At 70.0% G+C, this 20,078-nt stretch carries 15 protein-coding genes; 10 read left to right on the top strand and 5 right to left on the bottom strand.

Annotation, left to right across the window (positions count from 1 at the left end; genetic code table 11):
• Nucleotides 1-54: 54 nt before the first annotated feature.
• From ACFY2A_RS20455 to ACFY2A_RS20445, 3 genes are read left to right on the top strand one after another with little or no spacing between them, the layout of a single operon-like run.
• Nucleotides 55-414: a GntR family transcriptional regulator gene (locus ACFY2A_RS20455; RefSeq protein WP_363923141.1), complete on the top strand. Its 360-nt coding sequence runs from the start codon at nucleotides 55-57 to the stop codon at nucleotides 412-414.
• On the top strand, nucleotides 411-1,337 hold the full coding sequence (locus ACFY2A_RS20450) for an ABC transporter ATP-binding protein (protein WP_387173632.1): 927 nt from the start codon (nucleotides 411-413) through the stop codon (nucleotides 1,335-1,337). Before ACFY2A_RS20455 ends, ACFY2A_RS20450 begins: the two co-directional genes overlap by 4 nt.
• Nucleotides 1,334-2,029 carry an ABC transporter permease gene (locus ACFY2A_RS20445; RefSeq protein ID WP_387173631.1) on the top strand — a complete coding sequence of 232 codons (696 nt, stop codon included), beginning with the start codon at nucleotides 1,334-1,336 and terminating at the stop codon, nucleotides 2,027-2,029. The genes ACFY2A_RS20450 and ACFY2A_RS20445 overlap by 4 nt, the downstream gene beginning before the upstream one ends.
• Nucleotides 2,030-2,155: 126 nt before the next feature.
• Here the strand turns inward: ACFY2A_RS20445 and ACFY2A_RS20440 are convergent, their stop codons facing one another.
• A complete protein-coding gene (locus ACFY2A_RS20440) occupies nucleotides 2,156-4,330 on the bottom strand; it encodes a carbohydrate-binding module family 20 domain-containing protein (RefSeq protein ID WP_387173629.1) in 2,175 nt (724 codons plus the stop codon).
• A 256-nt stretch (nucleotides 4,331-4,586) separates the two neighbouring features.
• Here ACFY2A_RS20440 and ACFY2A_RS20435 point away from each other — a divergent pair, with 256 nt between their 5' ends.
• Nucleotides 4,587-5,516, top strand: coding sequence for an LLM class F420-dependent oxidoreductase (locus ACFY2A_RS20435; RefSeq protein ID WP_363923149.1), 930 nt, complete (start codon nucleotides 4,587-4,589; stop codon nucleotides 5,514-5,516).
• Nucleotides 5,517-5,751: 235 nt separating this feature from the next.
• Here ACFY2A_RS20435 and ACFY2A_RS20430 read toward each other — a convergent pair whose 3' ends face one another.
• Complete coding sequence (locus ACFY2A_RS20430; protein ID WP_363923151.1) at nucleotides 5,752-6,180, bottom strand: hypothetical protein; 429 nt, start codon at nucleotides 6,178-6,180, stop codon at nucleotides 5,752-5,754.
• Between the two features lie 59 nt (nucleotides 6,181-6,239).
• Between ACFY2A_RS20430 and ACFY2A_RS20425 the strand changes: the two genes are divergently transcribed.
• On the top strand, nucleotides 6,240-7,475 hold the full coding sequence (locus ACFY2A_RS20425) for a D-arabinono-1,4-lactone oxidase (protein ID WP_387173626.1): 1,236 nt from the start codon (nucleotides 6,240-6,242) through the stop codon (nucleotides 7,473-7,475).
• Between the two features lie 73 nt (nucleotides 7,476-7,548).
• The gene (locus tag ACFY2A_RS20420; protein WP_387173624.1) at nucleotides 7,549-8,103 is read left to right on the top strand and encodes a Uma2 family endonuclease; all 555 of its coding nucleotides are present in this window, start codon (nucleotides 7,549-7,551) and stop codon (nucleotides 8,101-8,103) included.
• Between the two features lie 17 nt (nucleotides 8,104-8,120).
• Here the strand turns inward: ACFY2A_RS20420 and ACFY2A_RS20415 are convergent, their stop codons facing one another.
• The 3 genes from ACFY2A_RS20415 to ACFY2A_RS20405 are packed head-to-tail and all read right to left on the bottom strand — an operon-like array spanning nucleotide 8,121 to nucleotide 11,354.
• On the bottom strand, nucleotides 8,121-9,260 hold the full coding sequence (locus ACFY2A_RS20415) for a site-2 protease family protein (RefSeq protein WP_387173622.1): 1,140 nt from the start codon (nucleotides 9,258-9,260) through the stop codon (nucleotides 8,121-8,123).
• Nucleotides 9,261-9,306: 46 nt separating this feature from the next.
• The gene (locus tag ACFY2A_RS20410; protein ID WP_387173620.1) at nucleotides 9,307-10,590 is read right to left on the bottom strand and encodes a 7-cyano-7-deazaguanine synthase; all 1,284 of its coding nucleotides are present in this window, start codon (nucleotides 10,588-10,590) and stop codon (nucleotides 9,307-9,309) included.
• Nucleotides 10,587-11,354: a hypothetical protein gene (locus tag ACFY2A_RS20405; protein ID WP_387173619.1), complete on the bottom strand. Its 768-nt coding sequence runs from the start codon at nucleotides 11,352-11,354 to the stop codon at nucleotides 10,587-10,589. The genes ACFY2A_RS20410 and ACFY2A_RS20405 overlap by 4 nt, the downstream gene beginning before the upstream one ends.
• A 183-nt stretch (nucleotides 11,355-11,537) precedes the next feature.
• Here ACFY2A_RS20405 and pglW point away from each other — a divergent pair, with 183 nt between their 5' ends.
• The 4 genes from pglW (at nucleotide 11,538) to ACFY2A_RS20385 (ending at nucleotide 20,073) form a co-directional block, all read left to right on the top strand.
• The gene (gene pglW / locus ACFY2A_RS20400) at nucleotides 11,538-15,692 is read left to right on the top strand and encodes a BREX system serine/threonine kinase PglW (RefSeq protein WP_387173617.1); all 4,155 of its coding nucleotides are present in this window, start codon (nucleotides 11,538-11,540) and stop codon (nucleotides 15,690-15,692) included.
• A gap of 99 nt (nucleotides 15,693-15,791) precedes the next feature.
• On the top strand, nucleotides 15,792-17,888 hold the full coding sequence (locus ACFY2A_RS20395; protein ID WP_387173615.1) for a prolyl oligopeptidase family protein: 2,097 nt from the start codon (nucleotides 15,792-15,794) through the stop codon (nucleotides 17,886-17,888).
• 84 nt (nucleotides 17,889-17,972) lie between these two features.
• Nucleotides 17,973-19,232 (top strand): DUF3696 domain-containing protein, encoded by a 1,260-nt coding sequence (locus ACFY2A_RS20390; protein ID WP_387173613.1) that lies wholly within the window; start codon nucleotides 17,973-17,975, stop codon nucleotides 19,230-19,232.
• The gene (locus tag ACFY2A_RS20385; protein ID WP_387173611.1) at nucleotides 19,222-20,073 is read left to right on the top strand and encodes a hypothetical protein; all 852 of its coding nucleotides are present in this window, start codon (nucleotides 19,222-19,224) and stop codon (nucleotides 20,071-20,073) included. Before ACFY2A_RS20390 ends, ACFY2A_RS20385 begins: the two co-directional genes overlap by 11 nt.
• The last annotated feature ends 5 nt before the right edge of the window (nucleotides 20,074-20,078 follow it).

The raw sequence follows: 20,078 nt of genomic DNA, 5'->3' as shown, positions 1-20,078 counted from the left end.
TTACATGAGTAATGAACCAGTCAACCAGTGTGCCGACTGGGGATGGCGCACGTGATGGAGGACGGGCGGCCGATCTTCCTCCAGATCGCGGAGCTGCTGGAGAACTCGATCCTGGACGGGACCCTCGCGGAGGAGGGTCAGGTGCCCTCGACGAACGAGCTGGCAGCCTTCCACCGGATCAACCCCGCGACCGCCGCCAAGGGGGTCAACAAGCTGGTCGACGACGGAACTCTCTACAAGAAGCGAGGAATCGGCATGTTCGTCTCTCCCGGCGCCCGAGCGAAGCTCCGCGGCCGGCGCCGCGACGAGTTCGCCCGACAGTACGTCCGGCCGTTGCTCACCGAGGCGCGCAAGCTCGGCATCGAACCGGCCGAGCTCAAGAACATGATCGACACCTGGGAGGCGGGCCGATGAGCGCGGTCGTCACCGTCAGGGATCTGACCAAGCGGTACCGGGGAGTCACCGCCCTGGACGGGGTCAGCTTCTCGCTAGCCGAGCATCGGATCCATGGCCTGCTGGGGCGCAACGGGGCCGGCAAGACCACCCTGATGCAGATCCTCACCGCGCAGAACTTCGCCACCAGCGGTGAGATCAGCGTCTTCGGGCAACACCCGTACGAGAACGAACAGGTGCTCTCCCGGATCTCCTTCATCAAGGAGAGCCAGACCTATCCGTCGCACCTCCGGGTCACGCACGTCCTGCGGGCGGCCCGCCTGGTGTATCCGGGCTGGGACGAGGAGTTCGCGCAGCGGCTGGTCGACGTGTTCCAGTTGCCGCGCGGACGCAACGTCCGCAAACTCTCCCGTGGCATGCTCTCCGCGCTCGGCATCGTCGTCGGGCTCGCCTCGCGTGCCCCGCTGACCTTCTTCGACGAGCCCTACCTGGGCCTTGACGCCGTGTCCCGGCAGCTCTTCTACGACCACCTGCTGGCCGACTACACCGAACATCCTCGCACCATCGTGCTGTCGACCCACCTCATCGACGAGGTCAGCGACCTGATCGAGCACGTCCTGCTGATCGACCAGGGCCGGCTCCTGCTCGACGTCGAGGCGGAGGCACTGCGCGGTCAGGTGGTCACCGTCTCCGGCCCGGTCGCGGCGGTGGACGAGTTCTCCCGTACCGGCACCGAACTGCACCGGGCGTCGCTCGGCGGCACGGCCCGGGCCACCGTACGCGGCGACTTCGGCCCGGCCGCGTACGACCGTGCCCGGTCCCTGGGCCTCGGCCTCGAAGCGTCCTCGCTGCAGGACATCGTCGTTCGCCTGACCACCTCGAACAACGGGCACGCGGCCGGTGCCGGCAGCGCCGCCGCGGCAGACAAGGAGGCCGTCCGATGAACCGCGCCCTGACCGTGGCCCGCCTGCAGTTCGTCGGCTGGCGCAGTGTGGTCGGCTGGCCCTGGGGGATCCTCGCGCTCAGTTTTTCCATCAACCTGGCGCTGTTCAGCGCGATGAACGAGGCCGACGACTTCGAGCCGACCACCGGTGGGCTGATGAGCATCTACGTCGTGATGATCGTCGCCAGCATCAACGCGATCACCCAGGAGTTCCCGTTCGCGATCGGGTTGGGCGTCTCACGACGCAGCTTCTACCTCGGCAACGTGCTCCACTTCGCCGGACAGGCGGTCAGCTACGGCGCGGTGCTCTACCTGCTGGCCGTGATCGAGGAGGCCACCGATGGCTGGGGCGTCAACATGCGCTTCTTCGGCGTGCCCTTCCCCCTGGTCGATCATCCGGTGCTGCGGTTCCTCGGCTTCGCGATCCCGTTCCTGCTGCTCGGCTTCATCGGCATCGCGATCGCCCTGGTCTTCAAGCGCTGGGGCGTCAACGGCCTGCTGATGCTGAGCACCGTCGCGTTGGCCGGGATCGGTGGGCTCGTCGTGCTCGCCACCTGGCAGGGCTGGTGGTCGGCGATCGGTGGCTGGTTCGCCGACCAGCCGGGCTGGGCCCTGCTGGTCGGCTGGCCGGCGCTGCTCACCCTGCTGCTCGCCGGCCTCAGCTATCTGACCATCCGACGCGCGACGCCCTGACCGTCGACATGCCGGCGTCCGAGACGGGTGGAGACCGGCATGTCGACGCACCGTGGGACGGGGGCGGCCCCTCCCGATCGGGGGATCGGGAGGGGCCGCACGGTGTGTAGGTCAGCGCCCGGTGGGTCAGCGCCAGGTGTCGATGAGCATCGGTGAACCGGAGGCGGTGGCGGTACGGTTCGCGCCCGACTCCCACACCACCTGGCCGGAATCGGTGCGCTTGACGTACTTGTAGGAGAACGTGGTGCCGGCGGGCAGGCGCACCGTACCGGTCCAGACCGGGTACTCCGTCGGTGACAGCCGGATCCCTCGGGCCGGATCCCAGCCACCGAGTGCGGTCAGGTCGCCGACCAGGTAAACCTGTTGGCCGTACGTGGTGCCTGCGGTGACCCGTACGGAGACCGTGGCGTCGCCGGGGGGATCGCTCGCCGGCTGGTTCCAGGTGGCGGTGACGGCGGTGCCGCCGGTGCCGGTGCGGTTGGGGTCGTTCTCCCACTGCGTCGTGCCGTTGCCGACCTTGACCAGCTTCCACTCGAACGCGCTGCCGGTCGGAATGTCCACCGACCCGGTCCAGGTCGGGTAGCTGCCCGACGTGGTGGACAGCTTCACCCCGTTGCTCGGGTTCCAGGAGCCGAGCTGCGGTATCGAACCGACGACGTACACCTCCTGACCCGGGTCGGTGGAGACGGTCGCGGTGAACCGGGTCGACCCGGTTGGCTGGGACGGGCTCGCGGTCGGCGTCGGCGTGGTGGTCGGCGTCGCGGTAGGGGTCGGGGTCGGGGTGACGCCGTCGAGGCGGGCCTCGACGTGCAGGGCCACCGCCTGGTCGGCGGGGATGGCGGCGGTGAAGCTGCCGCCGGCGACGGTGACCGCGCCACCCGGGCACGCCCCGGTCGACCGGTCGTAGGCGCCCCGGCCGACGTTGCAGTAGCGGCCGTCCGGCAGCGAGGTGACGAAACTGCGGTTCCAGGTGTTGCCGGTGGCGTTGAAGGCGGCGTACCCCCGGTTGCCCCGACCGAACGCCAGCCGGCCGTTGCCGTCGGTGGTGACCGACCCGATGCCGGTGCCGGCAACCGCGTTACGGAAGCCCGGCATGCCGGCCACCCCCGGGTCGCGGTGCTCACAGATCCACGCACTGCTGGCGCAGTCGGTGGCCAGGGTGGTGCCGTCGGAACTGCTGGGCGGGCCCTGCCCGTGCACCGATCCGTACGCGTAGCTCGACATCAGCTGGGGTCGGCCGTAGGGATGGGCCATCATGAACGTGTCCGCCAGGTAGTAGCGGGCACCGCTCTTGTACGTCAGCGTCGGGTTCTCCCGCTGCGTGTCGTGGTTGTCGATGAACACGACCGCCTGCTGCGCGGTCAGCCCGCCGTAGTTGGGCAGGTTGCCCAGCTGGGCGATGTTGCCGTCGCGGAACGCCGAGGAGACGGCCCGCTGGTAGTCGAAGTTGGTCACTCCGCCGTACGGGGCGTACGCCGTGTAGGGGATGGTTCCGTCGCCGTACACCTCGTGGAAGAGGTCCGGCTGGCCGCCGAAGCCGGGCACGTCCCGTAGCCGACTGATGATGTCGGCCAGGTGCGCCTCCTGTACGTGCTTGGCGGCGTCCACCCGGAACCCGGCCACTCCGAGGTCGATCACCGCGTTCATGTACTTGGCGACCTTCCGTCGCACCTCGGGGTCGGCGGTGTCGAGGTCGGCCAGGTCGAGCAGTTCGCAGTCCTGTACCTCCTGCTTGTTGCCCCAGTTGCTGATCCGCCGGTAGCAGGGCCCGAAATCGGCGTAGCCGTAGCTGTCGCCCGAGCCGTCGTCGAACAGGTTCGGATAGCTGTACTTGCTGTAGACGGTGCCCGCGCTGCCCGGGCCGCTGCCGGCCGAACCGGTGCCGCTCATGTGGTTGAGCACCATGTCCACATAGATCTTCACGCCCTGGGCGCGGCAGCGCTGGACCATGTCGACGAACTCGGCCTTCGTGCCCCGCCGGGTCTGAACGAGCCGGTACGACACCGGCTGGTAGTCCTGCCACCACGGGTAGGTGGCGCCCTCGGCGCTGGGCAGCACCACGTGCTCCTGCGGCGGGGAGACCTGCACGCCACCCCAACCGTCGGGGCCGAGGGTGGATTCGCACTCGTCGGCGACGGAGTTCCACCGCCATTGGAACAGGTGGACGATCGCGTCGCCGTTGGCGCGTACGTCGGCCGCGCTGGCGGGCCCGGTGCCGGCGGTGACGGTGGCGAGACCGACCGCGACCAGCAACGCGGTCAGGGCCGCGGGGATCGCGGCGCGGGGACGGGGGATACGCACGGTGCCCTCCTCGGGGGACGGTCAGGCAGACGTCGGTGACAGCCGAGGTTCCTGCAAGCAATGCAAGAAGTTGCGGTGGTTGCGTGACCGTAACAGGAGCATCGATAGTTGGGAACCTATCTTTCACAACATGGTGCAACGGGATTCAGGTCCTTGCCGCTGTCTGCAATACCTGCAAAGATTTCCGACCCTGACTCCGAAAGTGACCGGTGAGCGTCCCCGAGCGCCACAGCCGGCGGCTTTCTATGCTCGACCCATGGAACTGCGGATCTTCACCGAACCCCAGCAGGGTGCCAGCTACGACGACCTGCTCGCCGTGGCCCGACGTGCCGAGGAGACCGGCTTCGGCGCCTTCTTCCGCTCGGACCACTACCTGAAGATGGGATCGGTCAGCGGCGAGCCCGGCCCCACCGACGCCTGGACGACGCTGGCCGGGCTGGCCCGGGACACCCGGTCCATCCGGCTCGGCACGCTGATGAGCGCCGCGACGTTCCGGCTCCCCGGCCCGCTCGCGATCACCGTCGCCCAGGTCGACCAGATGAGCGGCGGACGGGTTGAGCTGGGCATCGGCACCGGCTGGTACGACGCCGAGCACCAGGCGTACGGGATTCCGTTTCCGCCGCTGGGGGAGCGGTTCGACCGGCTGGACGAGCAACTCGCGGTGATCACCGGCCTGTGGCGCACCCCGTCGGGCGAGACGTTCGACTTCACCGGCCGGCACTACCAGGTAAGCGACTCGCCCGCGCTGCCCAAGCCGGTCCAGCGCCCGCATCCGCCGATCCTGCTCGGCGGCAAGGGCGCGAAGCGTACGCCGCGGCTCGCCGCCCGTTACGCCGACGAGTTCAACCTGCCGTTCGTCTCGATCGACGAGACGGTGGCCCAATTCGAGCGGGTCCGCGCCGCCTGCGCCGACATCGGCCGCGACCCGGCCCAGCTGACCTGGTCCAACGCGCTGGTGCTCTGCTGCGGCAAGGACGACGCCGAGGTGGCGCGGCGGGCCGCGGCGATCGGCCGCGACCCGGACGAGCTGCGCGTCAACGGTCTCGCCGGCACACCCGCCGAGGTCATCGACACCATCGGCCGGTACGCGGAGATCGGCAGCCAGCGCCTCTACCTCCAGGTGCTCGACCTGACCGACCTGGACCACCTCGACCTGGTCGCGGCCGAGGTGATGCGCCAGCTCTGACCAGCCGACGCGGGCGACTCCCGCGCGGTGCGGACGCCGTGGGGCGGTGCGGACGCCGTGGCGCGGCGCGGGCGGCTCCGTCCGGCGCGGGCGGCTCCGATTGCGGCAAGCCGGGGTGTCAGCGGCCCCGGAGACACCGGCATGCCGCAATCGGAGTCGATCTCGCCCAGATGCCGCCCGCGACCGGGCAGGCCGGGCCGGACCGGCGGGCCGGGCAAGCCGGGCGGCGGGCGCGTCAGACCCGGTGTTCGTCGCGCAGCACGGTGTCGAGCTGGCCGTCCCGGTCGCGGTCGAGGTAGGTGACGTCAGGGAGCCCGTCGCCGTCGAGGTCGAACTGCACCTGGTCCGCCACGCCGTCGCCGTCGAAGTCGGTGACCACCTGGACCGAACCGTCCATGTGCCGGGTCACGATCGACCGGGCGCCGGCCTCGACCCGGGGTGGCGGGCCGGGTGTTGGCGGTGGTGCCGGCACCGGCTCCGGGGCGGGGCTGGGCTGCGGGTCCGGCTGGCTCGCCGACGGCCCGACATCGGACCAGGTGACCGAGGAGCCGTCGACGGTGCCGGTGGGACCGCTGGCGGGGTACACGCCACTGCCGGCCGGGTCGATCTCCTCCTCGGAGGGATACACGTCGCCGCGAGGGGCGGGATCACGGTAGCTGCTCATCGGCGTAGGGTTCCCCGACGGAGCCGACGGTAACCGCCGGCGTGGAGAGGGGGTCGGGAGTGTCGACGCACCGCAACTGGGCCGGCAACGTCGAGTACGTGGCTCGGGCGTACCACCGGCCGTCCTCGATCGACGAGCTGCGGGAGCTGGTCGCCGGCAGCGACCGGATCCGGGCGGTGGGCAGCGGACACTCGTTCAACCGGCTCGGCGACACCACCGGAGACCTGGTCACGCTGGCCGGACTGCCGGCCACCCCGCACCTGGACGAGCAGCGGCGGGTGGTGCACGTACCGGCCGCGCTGCGCTACGGCGACCTGGCCACCTGGCTGCACGAGCGGGGGTACGCGCTGGCCAACCTCGCCTCGCTGCCGCACATCTCGGTGGCCGGCGCGGTCGCCACCGGCACCCACGGCTCCGGCGAGACCGTCGGCAACCTGGCCACCGCCGTCGCCGGCCTGGAACTGGTCACCGCCGCCGGTGACCTGCTCACCGTGGACCGTACCGACCCTGAGTTCACCGGGATGGTGGTCTCTCTCGGCGCGCTGGGCATCGTCACCCGGCTCACCCTCGACGTGGTGCCGACCTTCGAGGTACGCCAGTACGTCCGCCTCGACCTGCCCCGCGAGGCGCTGGACGAGGCGCTCGCCTCGGCGTACAGCGTCAGTGTCTTCACCGACTGGCGCTCCACCCGCGGCACCCAGGTCTGGCGCAAGCAGCTCGCGGACCAGCCCGCGCCCCCGGCGGACTGGCTCGGCACCACGGCGGCCGACCGGCCCTGGCACCCGGTGCCCGGCATGCCGGTGGTCAACTGCACCGAGCAGCTCGGCGTGCCCGGCCCCTGGCACGAGCGGCTGCCGCATTTCCGGCTCGGCTTCACCCCCAGCAACGGCGACGAGTTGCAGTCCGAGTACCACCTGCCCCGCGCGGTGGCCGGCGAGGCGCTCGCCGCGCTGGACGAGGTGGCGCAGCTGATCGCCCCGGTCGCGCAGACCAGCGAGCTGCGCACCATCGCCGCCGACGGCCTGTGGCTCAGCCCGCAGTACGAGCGCGACAGCCTCGCAGTCCACTTCACCTGGATCGCCGACGCGACGGCGGTACTGCCGGTGGTCGCCGAGGTCGAGCGGGCGCTGGCTCCGTTCGCTCCTCGGCCGCACTGGGGCAAGGTCTTCACGATGCCGACCGGGACGATCGCCGAGACCTATCCCCGCTGGTCCGACTTCGCCGCGCTGGTCAATCGCCTCGACCCCGAGGGGACGTTCCGCACTTGGGAACTCGACCACCTGTTTCCCCGTTGACGAGGATCCGGCAGACCGACGGGGCGCGGCGCGGCCCGGTGGATGTGCCCGGACATCGAACTAGGATGAGCCCATGAGCGCTGAGGCTGTCGGCATGCACATGCCCGCCGTCGTGACGCTCGACGACGTGGCGGCGATGAACGCCGCCGACGCGAACGGTCATCGTTACGAGACCAGCCCCGAGGGGGTCCTGTCGGTCATGCCGCCGCCCGACTCGGAGCACGCGACGATCGCGAGCCGACTGTTCGCCTGGCTGATCATGGCGGGCTGGCCTGCGGAACAGGTGCTTCAGGCGGTCGGCGTACGCATCCCCGGGCCGGACGGAAACGGTGGCCGGATTCCGGACCTGAGCGTCTGGCGCAAGCCTCCCCGGCGTGGCGTGTGGTCGGCGGTGGCGGACATCGCGCTCGTGATCGAAATCGTGTCACCCGGCTCCGAGGCGATGGACTCGGTCACGAAGGTGCGTGAGTACGCCTCGGCGGGCATCCCCCGGTACTGGGTCGTGGACCGGGACGGCGCGCAGACGGTCACGTTGCACGAACTCGGCGGCGAAGGGCGGTACGTCGAGCAGGCCCGCATGCCGTTGGCCTGGCTGTTGCAGACCGCTCCGGCCGACCACCTCGACTGAGTCAGCGCAGTCGGCGGTCAGCGGCCGGTGGTGAGCTGGTCGCGCATGCTGCTGCGCTGCACGGCGCGGCTGATGTCACTGGGCGAGACGATGCCGACCAGCCGGCCGTCGGTGACCACAAGCGCCCGGCCGTCGGCACAGTCGCTGAGCCGGGGCAGCAGGTCGGTGAGCGGCTCGTCGGGGGAGGCCAGCACCAGGTCGTCGGCGCGGCAGGCCACCGCCGCCAGGGTGGTGCTGCCCCGCTCGTCGGACGGCACGCCGCGTACCCGGTCGAGGGTGACCAGCCCGACGGGCCGGTCGTCCTCGATCAGCGGCAGCGCCGTGTGCCGGTACGCGAAGAGGTAGTTGTCCACGAAGTCGGCCACCGTCAACTCACCCGAGGCGGTCTGCGGCTGCGGGGTCATCACGTCGGCGACCCGGATGCCGCGCAGCGCGTTGCCCACCCTGGCCTGCCGCTCCTCCATGGTCGCCGCCCCGATCAGGAACCAGCCGATAAGCGCCAGCCACAACCCGCCGACACCGGTGCCGGTGAGGAACCGCCACAGCCCGAACCCGATCAGCGCCAGGCCGAGAATCCAGCCGGCCCGGGCCGCCACCACCGTGGCGCGGGTCCGGTCACCGGTGGCCTTCCACACCGCCGCCCGCAGCAGCCGCCCACCGTCCAGCGGTGCCGCCGGCAGGATGTTGAACACCGCCAGCAGCAGGTTGATGCCGCCGAGCCAGGCCATCACGCCCAGCAGCAACCCCTGCACCCCGGCCAGGGCGAGCAGCGTCGCGATGGCTCCGAAGAAGACGCCGATGATCAGACTGACCAGCGGGCCGATCCCGGAAATGCGCAACTCGGCACCGGGGGAGCGGGCCTCGCCGCGCAGCTCGGCGACGCCGCCGAAGAGCCACAGGGTGATCCCCTGCACGCCCAGGCCGTTGCGCTTGGCCACCACCGCGTGGGACACCTCGTGGGCGAGCAGGCCGAGGAAGAAGACCACCGCGGCGGTCAGCCCGGCCAGCAGGTACGCGACCACGGACCGGTCCGGGTACGACTCGGGGAACAGGTTGGCCGACAGCCCCCACCAGATCAGCGCGAAGATGACCAGGACACTCCAGTTGACCCCGACCGGTACGCCCACGATCTTGCCGAGCCGGAAATTCGCCCTCATGTCTCGGTCATACCCCCACAGCCCGTTCCCATGCCAGGGCCGAACGTCACCGATCCGCTGCCCTGACCATTTGTCCGTGCCGGACGATCATCCGGGTCAGCTCCGTACGGCCGCGCTGCACGACGTCAACAAGGGCGGTCAGGTCAGACCCTTCCGGTACGGGCAGGTCGGTGAACAGATCACGCACGCCGAACGGTCTGCTCAGCCAGCGCTGCAACGCTCGCCGGTTGCCGGACAGGTCGTCACTGTCCGGCAGGCTCCAGACGTCGGTCCCATACGGCGTAGCGTCGCCGCCGAGTGCGGCAAACAGGCCGGAGTGGCGCATGAGGCACGGGTAGCAGTGCCCGCAGTGCAGGTCCGGGCCGTTGCTGGAGGGGTGACCGCAACTCACGGTGGTGCCGCTCAGCAACATAGGTGAGAGCCCGGCGTGCAGTGCACGCCGGCAGACCTCTCCCTTGGTCAGGTGAACGTATGGATTGGTTACGATGACAGATCCGCCGACCTCCCGAATCACCTCGTTGAGAAGCCACAGCGTGAGTGGATGTACCGAACGGGTGGAGCAGGCGGCTGCCCGGGCCGGCGTCAGTGGTGGGTTTAGCGCCAACTGCCCGTTCTCCGGCACGCAAACCTGCGGCACCCGGTGGGCAGCCGCGAAATATACGGCGGCCGTCGAGTAGATCAGACCGCGGGTACGTGCGGACAACTCCATCCGCCGTCCGGGAGCGGCGACCTGCTGCGACGAACTGAACTGCCATATCCGCCGTCGCCGCTGGCGATCAATCGCGGCGAGGGCGGCATCCTGCTGTGGCTTCCACTTGGGTTCGAAGTAGGAGACGAGAAGGAGGTTGCCGGCGGGAGCCAGGGATCGCTCGGCGGCGTAGGCGACAGAGTCCAGCCCACCGGAGAAGAGTGCTACTTCCTCGATCGGGAAGTCGTAGTGGCTCCTGCTCTGGTGCGGGAGCGCTGTGGCGCCGGGCCGCACTCTGATCCGCCAGCGATCCGCGCTGAGTACCTCCGCCAGCGATGAGAGCAGTGCGAGTGCCCGTTCGGTCCAGTGATCGACTGTCCTCACCTGGACACAGAGATCGATCTGGCGCGTCCAGCGGTCGTCTGCCTGGTCCCGGAGTGAAAGCTTGTCGGCGAGGTAGATCGCGCGGGCGATGTGGAGCAGATCCTCCGCCCAGGAGGGCCGATCCCAGGGCACTTCGCTCCACTGGCAAAGAGCCCCAACGGCGAGGTCAAAACCGTTTCGGCTGATCACTTGCCAGCCGGGGTCCAAGGACATCGGACCCGGGTCGGGGTAGTGGTACGCGAAACTGGCGGGGCTCATGCGGCCAGCTCCAGACCGGAGTCGCCCAGGCCCAGCGCCTCCGTGACCGTCTCTGTGAGCAGGTCCCGGGCAATGTCGACGAGGCGTGGCTGTTCGGGCTCGCGTGCGTTCGCCACCGCACAGGGATCAGGCAGGACCTTGACGATCTGGTCGGCGACGATGCCGGCCACCGTGTCGGTGGGGTCGAGCGCCAGCACCGGCAGTGCGAGCTTGACGTTCTCGGCGATCAGGATGTGCACGAACTGGCCGACCAGATCCCCGAAGAAGGACCGGTAGAGGGCACAGAACAGCTCACCGCTGATGCCCCCCGGCCGCAATGGGGCGGCGAGCGGGCCGTCGTGGTCCATCAACCGTTCGGCCACGCGGCGCGCGGCACGGCGGGTGGCTGCGTCGACAACCAGCCGGCCGTTGCCGCCGACCTCGGCGACGAACCGGCGAACGAACTCGTCGGCCGGCGTGAGAGGGCGATCCGCGATGCCCCGGAGCAGGGCCGGGTCCGACTGGCGCAGGTCGTCCAGCACGGTGACGAGACGCTCTCCGCTCGCCTTTGCGGAACCCTTGATGCCGAATCGTTCCGGGTCCTCGCGGAGCGCATCGCGCAGCGCGTTCCGAAACTTCTCTGCCGTTCGCTCGGCCGTCCTGCGGTCGTCCTCGAAGAGCGACTCTGGCTGGCTCTGCGGGTGCGGGGTCCAGCGACTGAGGCTGAGCTTCGCACTGGTCCAGCCGCCGCCGGCCGGGCCGGGTAGTCGGGTCGATGTGCCCAATACGACCTCCCGGAGGGGCGGGAAAGCGCGTAGGTGCGAGTGTACGAAGCGGAGTGTGCTCCTTCAAGTGCGGAGCGTGTTGGTGCTCGGGGTGGGCGCGGGCTGTGCCCTGCGCAAGCGCCTGACCGGTAAGGTGCGAAGACCGAGCTGGGCCGTTGCCGGACGGGGTGGAGGAGTCGGCGCATGCGTGAGGATTCGCCGCGCTGGGAGCAGATAAACGCCAGCTCCCATGTCCACGAGCAGGACGGCCTGCGGGAGTTGGCCAGCTACCTGCCGGATGCCGACCCGTACCACGTGTGGGCGAACGTCGAGTTCGTCGGCACCGATGGCTCCATCAACGAGGTCGACGCGCTCGTACTCACCGCGAGCGGGCTCTACGTGCTCGAACTCAAGCACTGGCAGGGCGAGATCCGTGGCGACGGTACGCAGTGGGTACGGCGGGTGGGGAACCACCGCCTTACTCCGGAGGACAACCCGTACATCCTGGCCAACCGCAAGGCCAAGCGGCTGGCCAGCCTGATCCGCTACTACGCCCGACAGCAGGGCCGCGAGTCCCAGGCACCGTACGTCGGCGCGGCAGTGTTCCTGCACGCCAGGAACATGAGCGCCAGGGGTCTGGACACCATCGGCAGGCAGCACGTCTACGGACTCGAAGGGCACGACAGCGGGCTGCCCGGACTCACACAGCTCCTGCTCACGTCGCCACGTAACCCGACGCACCGGGTCGACGGGGTCCGTGGTCGGCAGATCGTCGAACTGGTCCGGGGCGCCAAGATCCGCCCGTCGGTGGCGGACCGAAAGGTCGGTCAGCTGCTGCTGCATCCCAAGCCGTTCGCGGAGGGCCTCGGCTGGCAGGACTTTCTCGGCGGACACGTCATGGACACCTCGCTGGTGCGGCGGGTGCGTTTCTACCTGACCAGCCGGGCGGCCGAGCACGAGGTGCCGGCGATCCGCAAGGCGGCCGAGCGGGAGTTCCGCCTGCTCCAGGGCATCCACCATCCCGGCGTGGCCCGAGCACACGACCTGGTCGAGCACGCCTGGGGGCCGGCGGTCGTCTTCGAGCACAAGCAGGACTGGGTGCGTTTCGATCAGTGGCTGCTGCGACGCGGCGATTCGTTGACGCTCGCCCAGCGGCTGCACCTGGTGCAGGATCTGGCCGAGATCATCGACTACGCGCACTCACGCCGGTTGGCGCACCGGGCGCTCTCGCCCCGGGCGATCTACGTGGCCGATCCGGACGGGTCCCGACCGGCCCTGGTGGTGACCGACTGGCAGACCGGTGGCCGGCTGACGGGCAGCACCGAGTTGACCCGGCTGGGACCGTCCAGCGACCCGGCCAGCCTGGGGCTGTTCTTCGACGACGAGGTCCGTTGCTACCAGGCACCGGAGGCGGAGAACGCCGCCAAGCTGCCCGGGCACCAACTGGACGTGTTCTCGGTCGGTGCGACGGCCTACCGGATTCTCGCCGGTACGGCACCGGCAGCCAGCCCGGAGGAACTGGTCGCCGCCGTTCGGGACAGCGGCCTGCACCTGGACGCTGTTGTCGACGGAATGCCGCACACCCTCGTCACGCTCGTGTACGACGCGACTCGCGGCGACCCTGCGCAGCGGCTCTCCAGCGTCTCGGCGATCCGTGACGGCCTGGAGAAGGTGTGGGAGGAGCTGACCGCTCCAGAGCCAGAACCGGTTACGGACCCGCTCTCAGCGCACCGCGGTGACATCCTGGACGGTGACCTGGAGGTCAAGGATCGGCTGGGCTCCGGTGCCACCGCCCTCGCCCTGCTGGTGCGGCGCCCGGAGGACTCGGACGACCTGGTGCTGAAGGTGGCCCGCGACGAGCAGCACGAGGAACGGCTGGCCGCGGAAGCGCGTACCCTCGCGAGCTTGAAACATCCCCAGGTCGCGGCGCTGGTCGATGGGCCGGTCCGGGTCGGCGGGCGGACCGCCCTGCTGCTGGAGAGTGCCGGCCGGCAGACCCTCGCCGAGGAACTGCGCGGTGGGCGACTCGCGCTGGACCTGCTGGAGCGGTACGGGCGGGACCTGCTCGACATCGTCAACTACCTCGACAGCCAGGGTGTCTGGCACCGCGACCTGAAACCGGCGAACCTGGCCGCCCGACCCCGACCCAAGGACAAGCAGCCGCACCTGTGCGTCTTCGACTTCTCGCTGGCCGACACACCCGCCGACCGGATCACTGCGGGAACCGTCGGCTACCTGGATCCGTTCCTCGGGCCGCCGCGCCGGCTGCGCTACGACGCGGCGGCGGAACGTTTCGCCGCGGCCGTGGTGCTCCACGAGATGGCGACGGGGACGCTGCCGCGCTGGGGCGACAACGCCAACCCGGTGGCGATCCGTGATGAGGTGACCCTGGAAGCCTCCGCGTTCGACCCGGCCGTCGCCGACCGGTTGGTGGAGTTCTTCCGGCGGGCGCTGGCCCGCGATGCGGCAGCTCGCTTCGACACCGTCGACGAGATGACCGACGCCTGGCGGGCCATCTTCCAGCGGATCCCGAAGGCGGCACCGGGAGGTCCGGCCGTGCCGGGGCTGACCCGGGAGTCGCCGCTGGCCGCCGCCGAGTTGACCGACCGGGCCCGGTCGGCGCTGGAACGGCTCGGCCTGGTCACCGTCGGGGATCTGCTCGACGCGGAGCCGTCGGTGTTGACCCGGGCCAAGGGGGTGCCCGACGCGACCCGCAAGGAGATCCTCGCCAAGGCCCGAGCGCTGCGCACGGTCGTGCCGGGCGGCACCGCGCCCACGGTCACGGATGACCGGCCGCTGGCCCAGGGGGTGGAGGCGCTCTGCGCCACCCTGCTGCCCGGTCCCAAGTCGCGCAACCACCGCGCGTTGGCCGTGCTGCTGGGGCAGGCTCCGACCGACGAGGGAACGTTCCTGTGCTGGCCGGCACAGACCGAGGTGGCCCGGATCATCGGGCGTAGCCAACCGCAGATCTCCAAGCTGCTTGCCGCGCAGGCGAAGGTATGGCTGGACGAGCCGGCGTTGGACGCGGTCCGCAATGAGATCGTCGCCCTTCTCGACGTTCGGGGTGGGGTGATGTCCGCTGCGGAACTGGCCGAGGCGCTGATGGCCGCCCGCGGGTCCTACACCTCCGGCCCGAAGCGGCTGCCGCAGGCGATCGGGCTGGTCCGCGCGGCCGTCGAGGCCGAGCTGAGCACGGGTGGCAACGCTCGGGTGGCGATCCAGCGCCAGCGCCCGACCGGGCTCGTCCTGGTGGGCCGGGAGCCTGACGATCCAGCGTCCGACGTCACCGCGGCCGACTTCCTCGACTACGTGGTGACGCTTGGCGGGCGGGCGGTCGACCTGACTGGCGCTGACCGGCTGTCGACTCAGCGCCGAGCCGACGGTGAGCCGCTGCCGACCCGGCAACGGGCCGTCGAGGAACTACGCCGGCTACCCGTACCGCCGGGCATGCCGCCCGCGGCCGACCTGCGGTTGCTGCAACTGGCGGCGATCGGCAGCAACGACCGGGTGGACGTCAACGCGCAGGGCCAGCTCTACCCGGTGGGCATGCCGGCGGAACGAGCGCTACGGCTGTCGACGGGCACCCTCATCGGCCAACGGCTCAGCGAACGGCAGATCCGTGACCGGGTGCAGAGCCGCTTCCCCCGCGCCGAGCAACTCCCCGGACGCCCGGCGCTCACCAGCCTGCTGGCCACGGCTGAGGTGCCACTGACCTGGCATCCGCAGGATCGGGTCTACGGCCCGGTGAGTGTTCCGGCATCGGTCACCGGCACCCGCACCGCCACCAGCCATGCCCCGTTGCTCAGGCTCACCGCTGTGGACGAGGTGGGCGACCGGCTCGCTGCGGCGCTGCAACGGCACGCCTTCCTGGCGGTGCTGGCACCCTGGCGTCGGCTCGGCCCGGCCCGCCGGGCCCTGCTGACCAGGCTGCCGTTGACCGAGGTGGACGTCACGGCGATCCTGCTGGAACGGCTGCGTTCGCTGGGCTTCCCGTGGGAGGCGATCGTGGCGGCCGACAACGGTGCAGCACAGGACGCGGACTTCCGCAGCCTTGTCGATCTCGTTCGGCACCAGGTGATGCCGGCGGTGCGCGCCGCGATCACCGCCGCCGACGGTCCGGTGCTGATCACCGAAGCGGCGCCGCTGGCCCGGTACGGGCAGTTGGAACTGTTCCAGGAGTTGGCCGATCCGACCCGGTCCCGGCCGGCGGCCCGACTGTTGCTGCTGCCGACCCGGCGCGCCGAGTCGGCGGCGCTGGACGGTGTGCAACTCCCGCTGACCTCCCCGGCCAGCCAGACGCTCTACCTCGCGGAGGACTGGATCGAGGCGACCGACGCCTCCCGTACCCGAGTCGGCTGATCAGTCCACAGTGCCGAACGGGTGGCGCCGATCAGCCGAGTCGCCATGTCGACAGCCGGCGGGTCGGGTGCCGACACGGATGTCGGCGATAGTTCGAGGGTGGCGATCTCGACCGATGACAGCGACGACCCGTACCTCTGGCTCGAAGACCTGGATGGCCCGCAGGCGGCGACGTGGGTCCGGGAGCGCAACACCGAGACCGTCGCGGCGCTGACCGGCGGTCCAGCGTTCGCCGCCCGGCAGGCCGAGATCCGGCAGGTGCTCGACGCGGACGACCGCATCCCGTACCCAACGTGGCGTGGCGACGGCTTCTACTACGACCTGTGGCGCGACGCCGCTCATCCGCGCGGGCTGTGGCGGCGTACGACGCTCGACCAGTACCGCCGGCCAGAACCGGAGTGGGACGTCCTGCTCGACCTGGATGCGCTCGCCGAACGGGAGGGCGAGAACTGGGTCTGGGGTGGTGTGGCGACACTGCCACCGGAGCAGCGGCGCTGCCTGGTCAGGCTGTCCCGGGGCGGCGCGGACGCGGTGGTGGTTCGTGAGTACGACCTGACCGACCGGGCCTTCGTGGCGGACGGGTTCACCGTGGCGGAGGCCAAGACCGACGTCGGCTGGATCGACGCCGACCACATCTGGATCGGCACCGACCTCGGGCCGGGATCGCTTACCGACTCCGGGTATCCACGGGTGGTGCACCGGTGGCGGCGCGGCACCCCGCTCACCGAGGCCGAGATCGTCTTCGAGGCGTCCGCCAGCGACATCGGGGCGTACGGCTGGCGTGACCTGACGCCCGGGTTCGAGCGTGACTTCGTCACGCGCACCGTGGATTTCTACCGGTCGGAGAGCTATCTGCTGACCGGGGCGGGAGAGCGGATCCGGATCCTGGTGCCCGAGGACGCCGGTTGGGACGTACACTGGGAATGGTTGCTGGTCCGGCCGCGTACGCCGTGGCAGGTGGGCGACCGGACCCACCCGGCGGGTGCGCTGCTGGCGATCCGGTTCGCCGACTTTCTCGCCGGTGATCGGGATTTCGACGTGCTTTTCGAGCCGGACGACCGGACCTCGCTCAACGGGTACGCCTGGACCCGTCACCACCTGATCCTGACCACCCTCACCGATGTCCGCAGCCGGTTGGAACTGCTCACCCCCGATGAGGGTGGCTGGCGGCGCGAACCGCTTCCCGGGGTGCCGGTCGACCAGGACAGTTGCGTCGTGGAGACGGATCCGGACCGGGACGATGCCTACCTGATCACCTCGGAGGGCTTCCTCCAGCCGGCCACGCTGCGGCTCGGACGGGTCGGCGGCGGCGTCGAGACGCTCAAGCGGGCACCTGCGTTCTTCGACCCCGACGGCCTCGCGGTACGCCAGTTCTTCGCCACCTCCGCCGACGGCACCCGGGTGCCGTACTTCGTGGTCGGAGATCCGGCCGCGCCCGCCGGGCCGACGCTGCTGCACGGGTACGGCGGCTTCGAGGTCTCGCTGACCCCCGGGTACGACGGCATCGTCGGCCGGGGTTGGCTGGCCCGCGGCGGCACCTACGTGGTGGCGAACATCCGGGGCGGCGGGGAGTACGGCCCGCGGTGGCACCGGGCCGCGCTGCGAGCCGACCGAACCCGCGCCTTCGAGGACTTCGCGGCCGTGGCGACCGACCTGGTGAGCCGGGGCATCACCACGCCGGCCATGCTGGGCATCGAGGGCGGCAGCAACGGCGGCCTGCTGATGGGGGCGATGCTTACCCGCTACCCGTCGCTGGTCGGTGCCGTCGTCGCGAACGTCCCGCTGCTGGACATGCGTCGCTACCACCGACTGCTGGCCGGCGCCTCCTGGATGGCCGAGTACGGCGACCCGGACGTCGCGGAGGACTGGGCCTTCCTGCGGGACTACTCGCCGTACCACAACGTGCGCAGTCACGAGCGGTACCCGCCGGTCCTGTTCATCACCTCGACCCGCGACGATCGGGTGCACCCCGGGCACGCCCGGAAGATGACCGCCCGGCTGCGCGAGCACGGCCACGACGTGTCGTACTACGAGAACATCGAGGGTGGACACGGCGCGGCGGCCAACAACGAGCAGCGCGCCTTCATCGAGGCGTTGTCGCTGGAGTTCCTCTGGCGCAAACTCGCCCCACCGCCGGAAGCCGTACCCGCCCAGCGGCACCGGGCGGACGAATGGGCCCGCGCCGCCGGACAGTAGACGACCACAGTGGTCAGGATGGTCGAGCCACCATGGACGTCTGCGGGTACGTGACTGGTCACCGTCTGTGGTAGGAATCTAGGAATGCCGCTGCGCAAGATCGTGCTGGAGAACTACCGCTGCTTCCGGGATCGGCAGGAGGTCGAGCTGGCCCCGGTGACAGTGGTGCTCGGCAAGAACAACTCCGGCAAGAGCGTGCTGACCCGCGCCCCACTGGTCATCGCCACCGGCTTCAACACCACAAGCACCGCCCCACTCGACCTGGACCGGCTGCAACCCCAACCGGTGGACGGGTTCGCCGATCTCGTCTTCGAGCAGAGCCCGCACGGCAAGTTCTTCCTCGGCTTCGAGGTGGACGGGCATGATCTATTTGCGATGGACGCGACGATTCAGCTTGTCGACGAGGACAGGTCTGCCTTTGTCTCGGATTTGCGGGTCGGGATGGCAGAGCAGGAGATCAAGCTCTCCTGGCAACCGACGATGGCAGACAGCTACGGGAACTACGAATACCGGATCGAAGCGCCGGAGCGCGCGCCCGCCGTGCGACCTGTCAGGTTCACCGGCCTGCTGCCACGCCCGGCCGGCATTCCTGAGCTGCGTCATTCCCATTTGCTACTGAGCACCCTGTCCCTTGGACCAATTCGCTTCCTGAGCGCCTACCGGGATCGGCCCGAGCGGCAGCACCGGCTACCGCTCGGTGCCCCCCGCGGCATCGGCGAGCAGGGTCAAGGGACGCTCGGCATCCTCGCGCACGACCAGGCGCGTAACTCTGGTGAGCTGATCGCACGAGTCAACAAGAAGCTGGAGTCGATCGTGCCGGACTGGCAGATCGAGGAAATTGAGGCCGGGCCGTTGTGGTCGACGGTACTGACCAGGAGCGGCAGTCGCGTCCGGGTAAACCTGGCCGACGCCGGTACCGGGCTTTCGCAGGTCCTTCCGATCCTTGTGCAGTGCGCTATAGACGAGCTAAGCGGCAAGAATGCGACGCCCGCGTTGCAGATCATCGAGGAGCCGGAGATGCATCTGCACCCGGGTGCCCATGCCGCACTGGCAGACCTCTACCTCAGCACCGCGCGAGAGACCGGCACCCGCTTCCTCATCGAAACCCACAGCGAGACCCTCCTGTTGCGGCTACGCCGCCACATCGCCGAGGGCTGCCCACCGGAGATGGTCGCGGTGTACGTCGTCGAACAGCACGGCGGCGTCTCCGATGTACGGCAGGTCGGCATCGATCGGTTGGGCAACCTCGACGACGAGTGGCCCGAGGGCTATTTCTCCCAGGACTATCACGAGGTGCGGGCGCTCGCGGCGGCCCAGCTGAGGCAGGGTGGCTATGCGTCTTGACATCGAGCCGGAGGTGTTCACGTCCGGCGACCGGCTGTCGGTGATCAACCTGCTGGCCCTGGCCGTCGAGGGAAGGCACGAGTGGCGGCCGACCCTGCCGGTCGCGCTCAGCGCCGAACGTTTCGCCGACCAGGAAGTCCCGGTGCTGTCGGAGTTCGTGCGGAAGGCACTGGTGGAGGCGGCTAACCCCGCCCCGGACGCCCCGGCCGTTGCCACGATCACCGCCGCGAAGCTCAAGGAGCTACTGGCCGATCTGCGCCGGCCCGCCACGTTGGTGGTGGAGAACCGGATCGCCGATGGCGGCTTCGTCCGTGCGGTGGCGGCGGCACTCGGAGACCATCGGGTGGTGGAGGCGCTGTCGCCGGGCCGCCAATGGCTGTGCTTCACCAATGGCGGCGGCAGCGGCGACATCCCCGAACTGGCGGCCGACGAACGAGCCGCCTTCACCGTGCTGGTCCGTGTCGCGGTGCTCTTCGACAGCGACCGGGAACACGCCGACCATCCCGGGCGCAACCAGGACAAGGTCGAGAAGTGCATCCAGCACGGCGTCACCGAGGTGCATCTGCTGGCCTGGCGGATGATGGAAAACTACGCGCCGTTCCGGATCTGGGAGCACCACTTCGCCTACAAGATGGACCACGTTGAGGAACTGCGGGCCATCGAGCCGGCGCGGCGGGGCTACCTGCACCTCAAGAAGTGGTTCGAGCAGCGGCGGTGTCACGTGCCCAAGCGGGTTTTCCCCGCTGACGTCGCCCTCGGCGAGGACGACTTCGCCGAGTTGGGGCCGGAGGTCGTGGCCGAGCTGCGCACGTTGCTCGCGATGATCCACCGGATCCTGTAGGAGAC

Source organism: Micromonospora sp. NPDC000442, from assembly GCF_042898635.1.
In the GTDB taxonomy this organism is placed as follows: Bacteria; Actinomycetota; Actinomycetes; order Mycobacteriales; family Micromonosporaceae; genus Micromonospora.
This window is presented reverse-complemented; position numbering and strand designations above follow the sequence as displayed.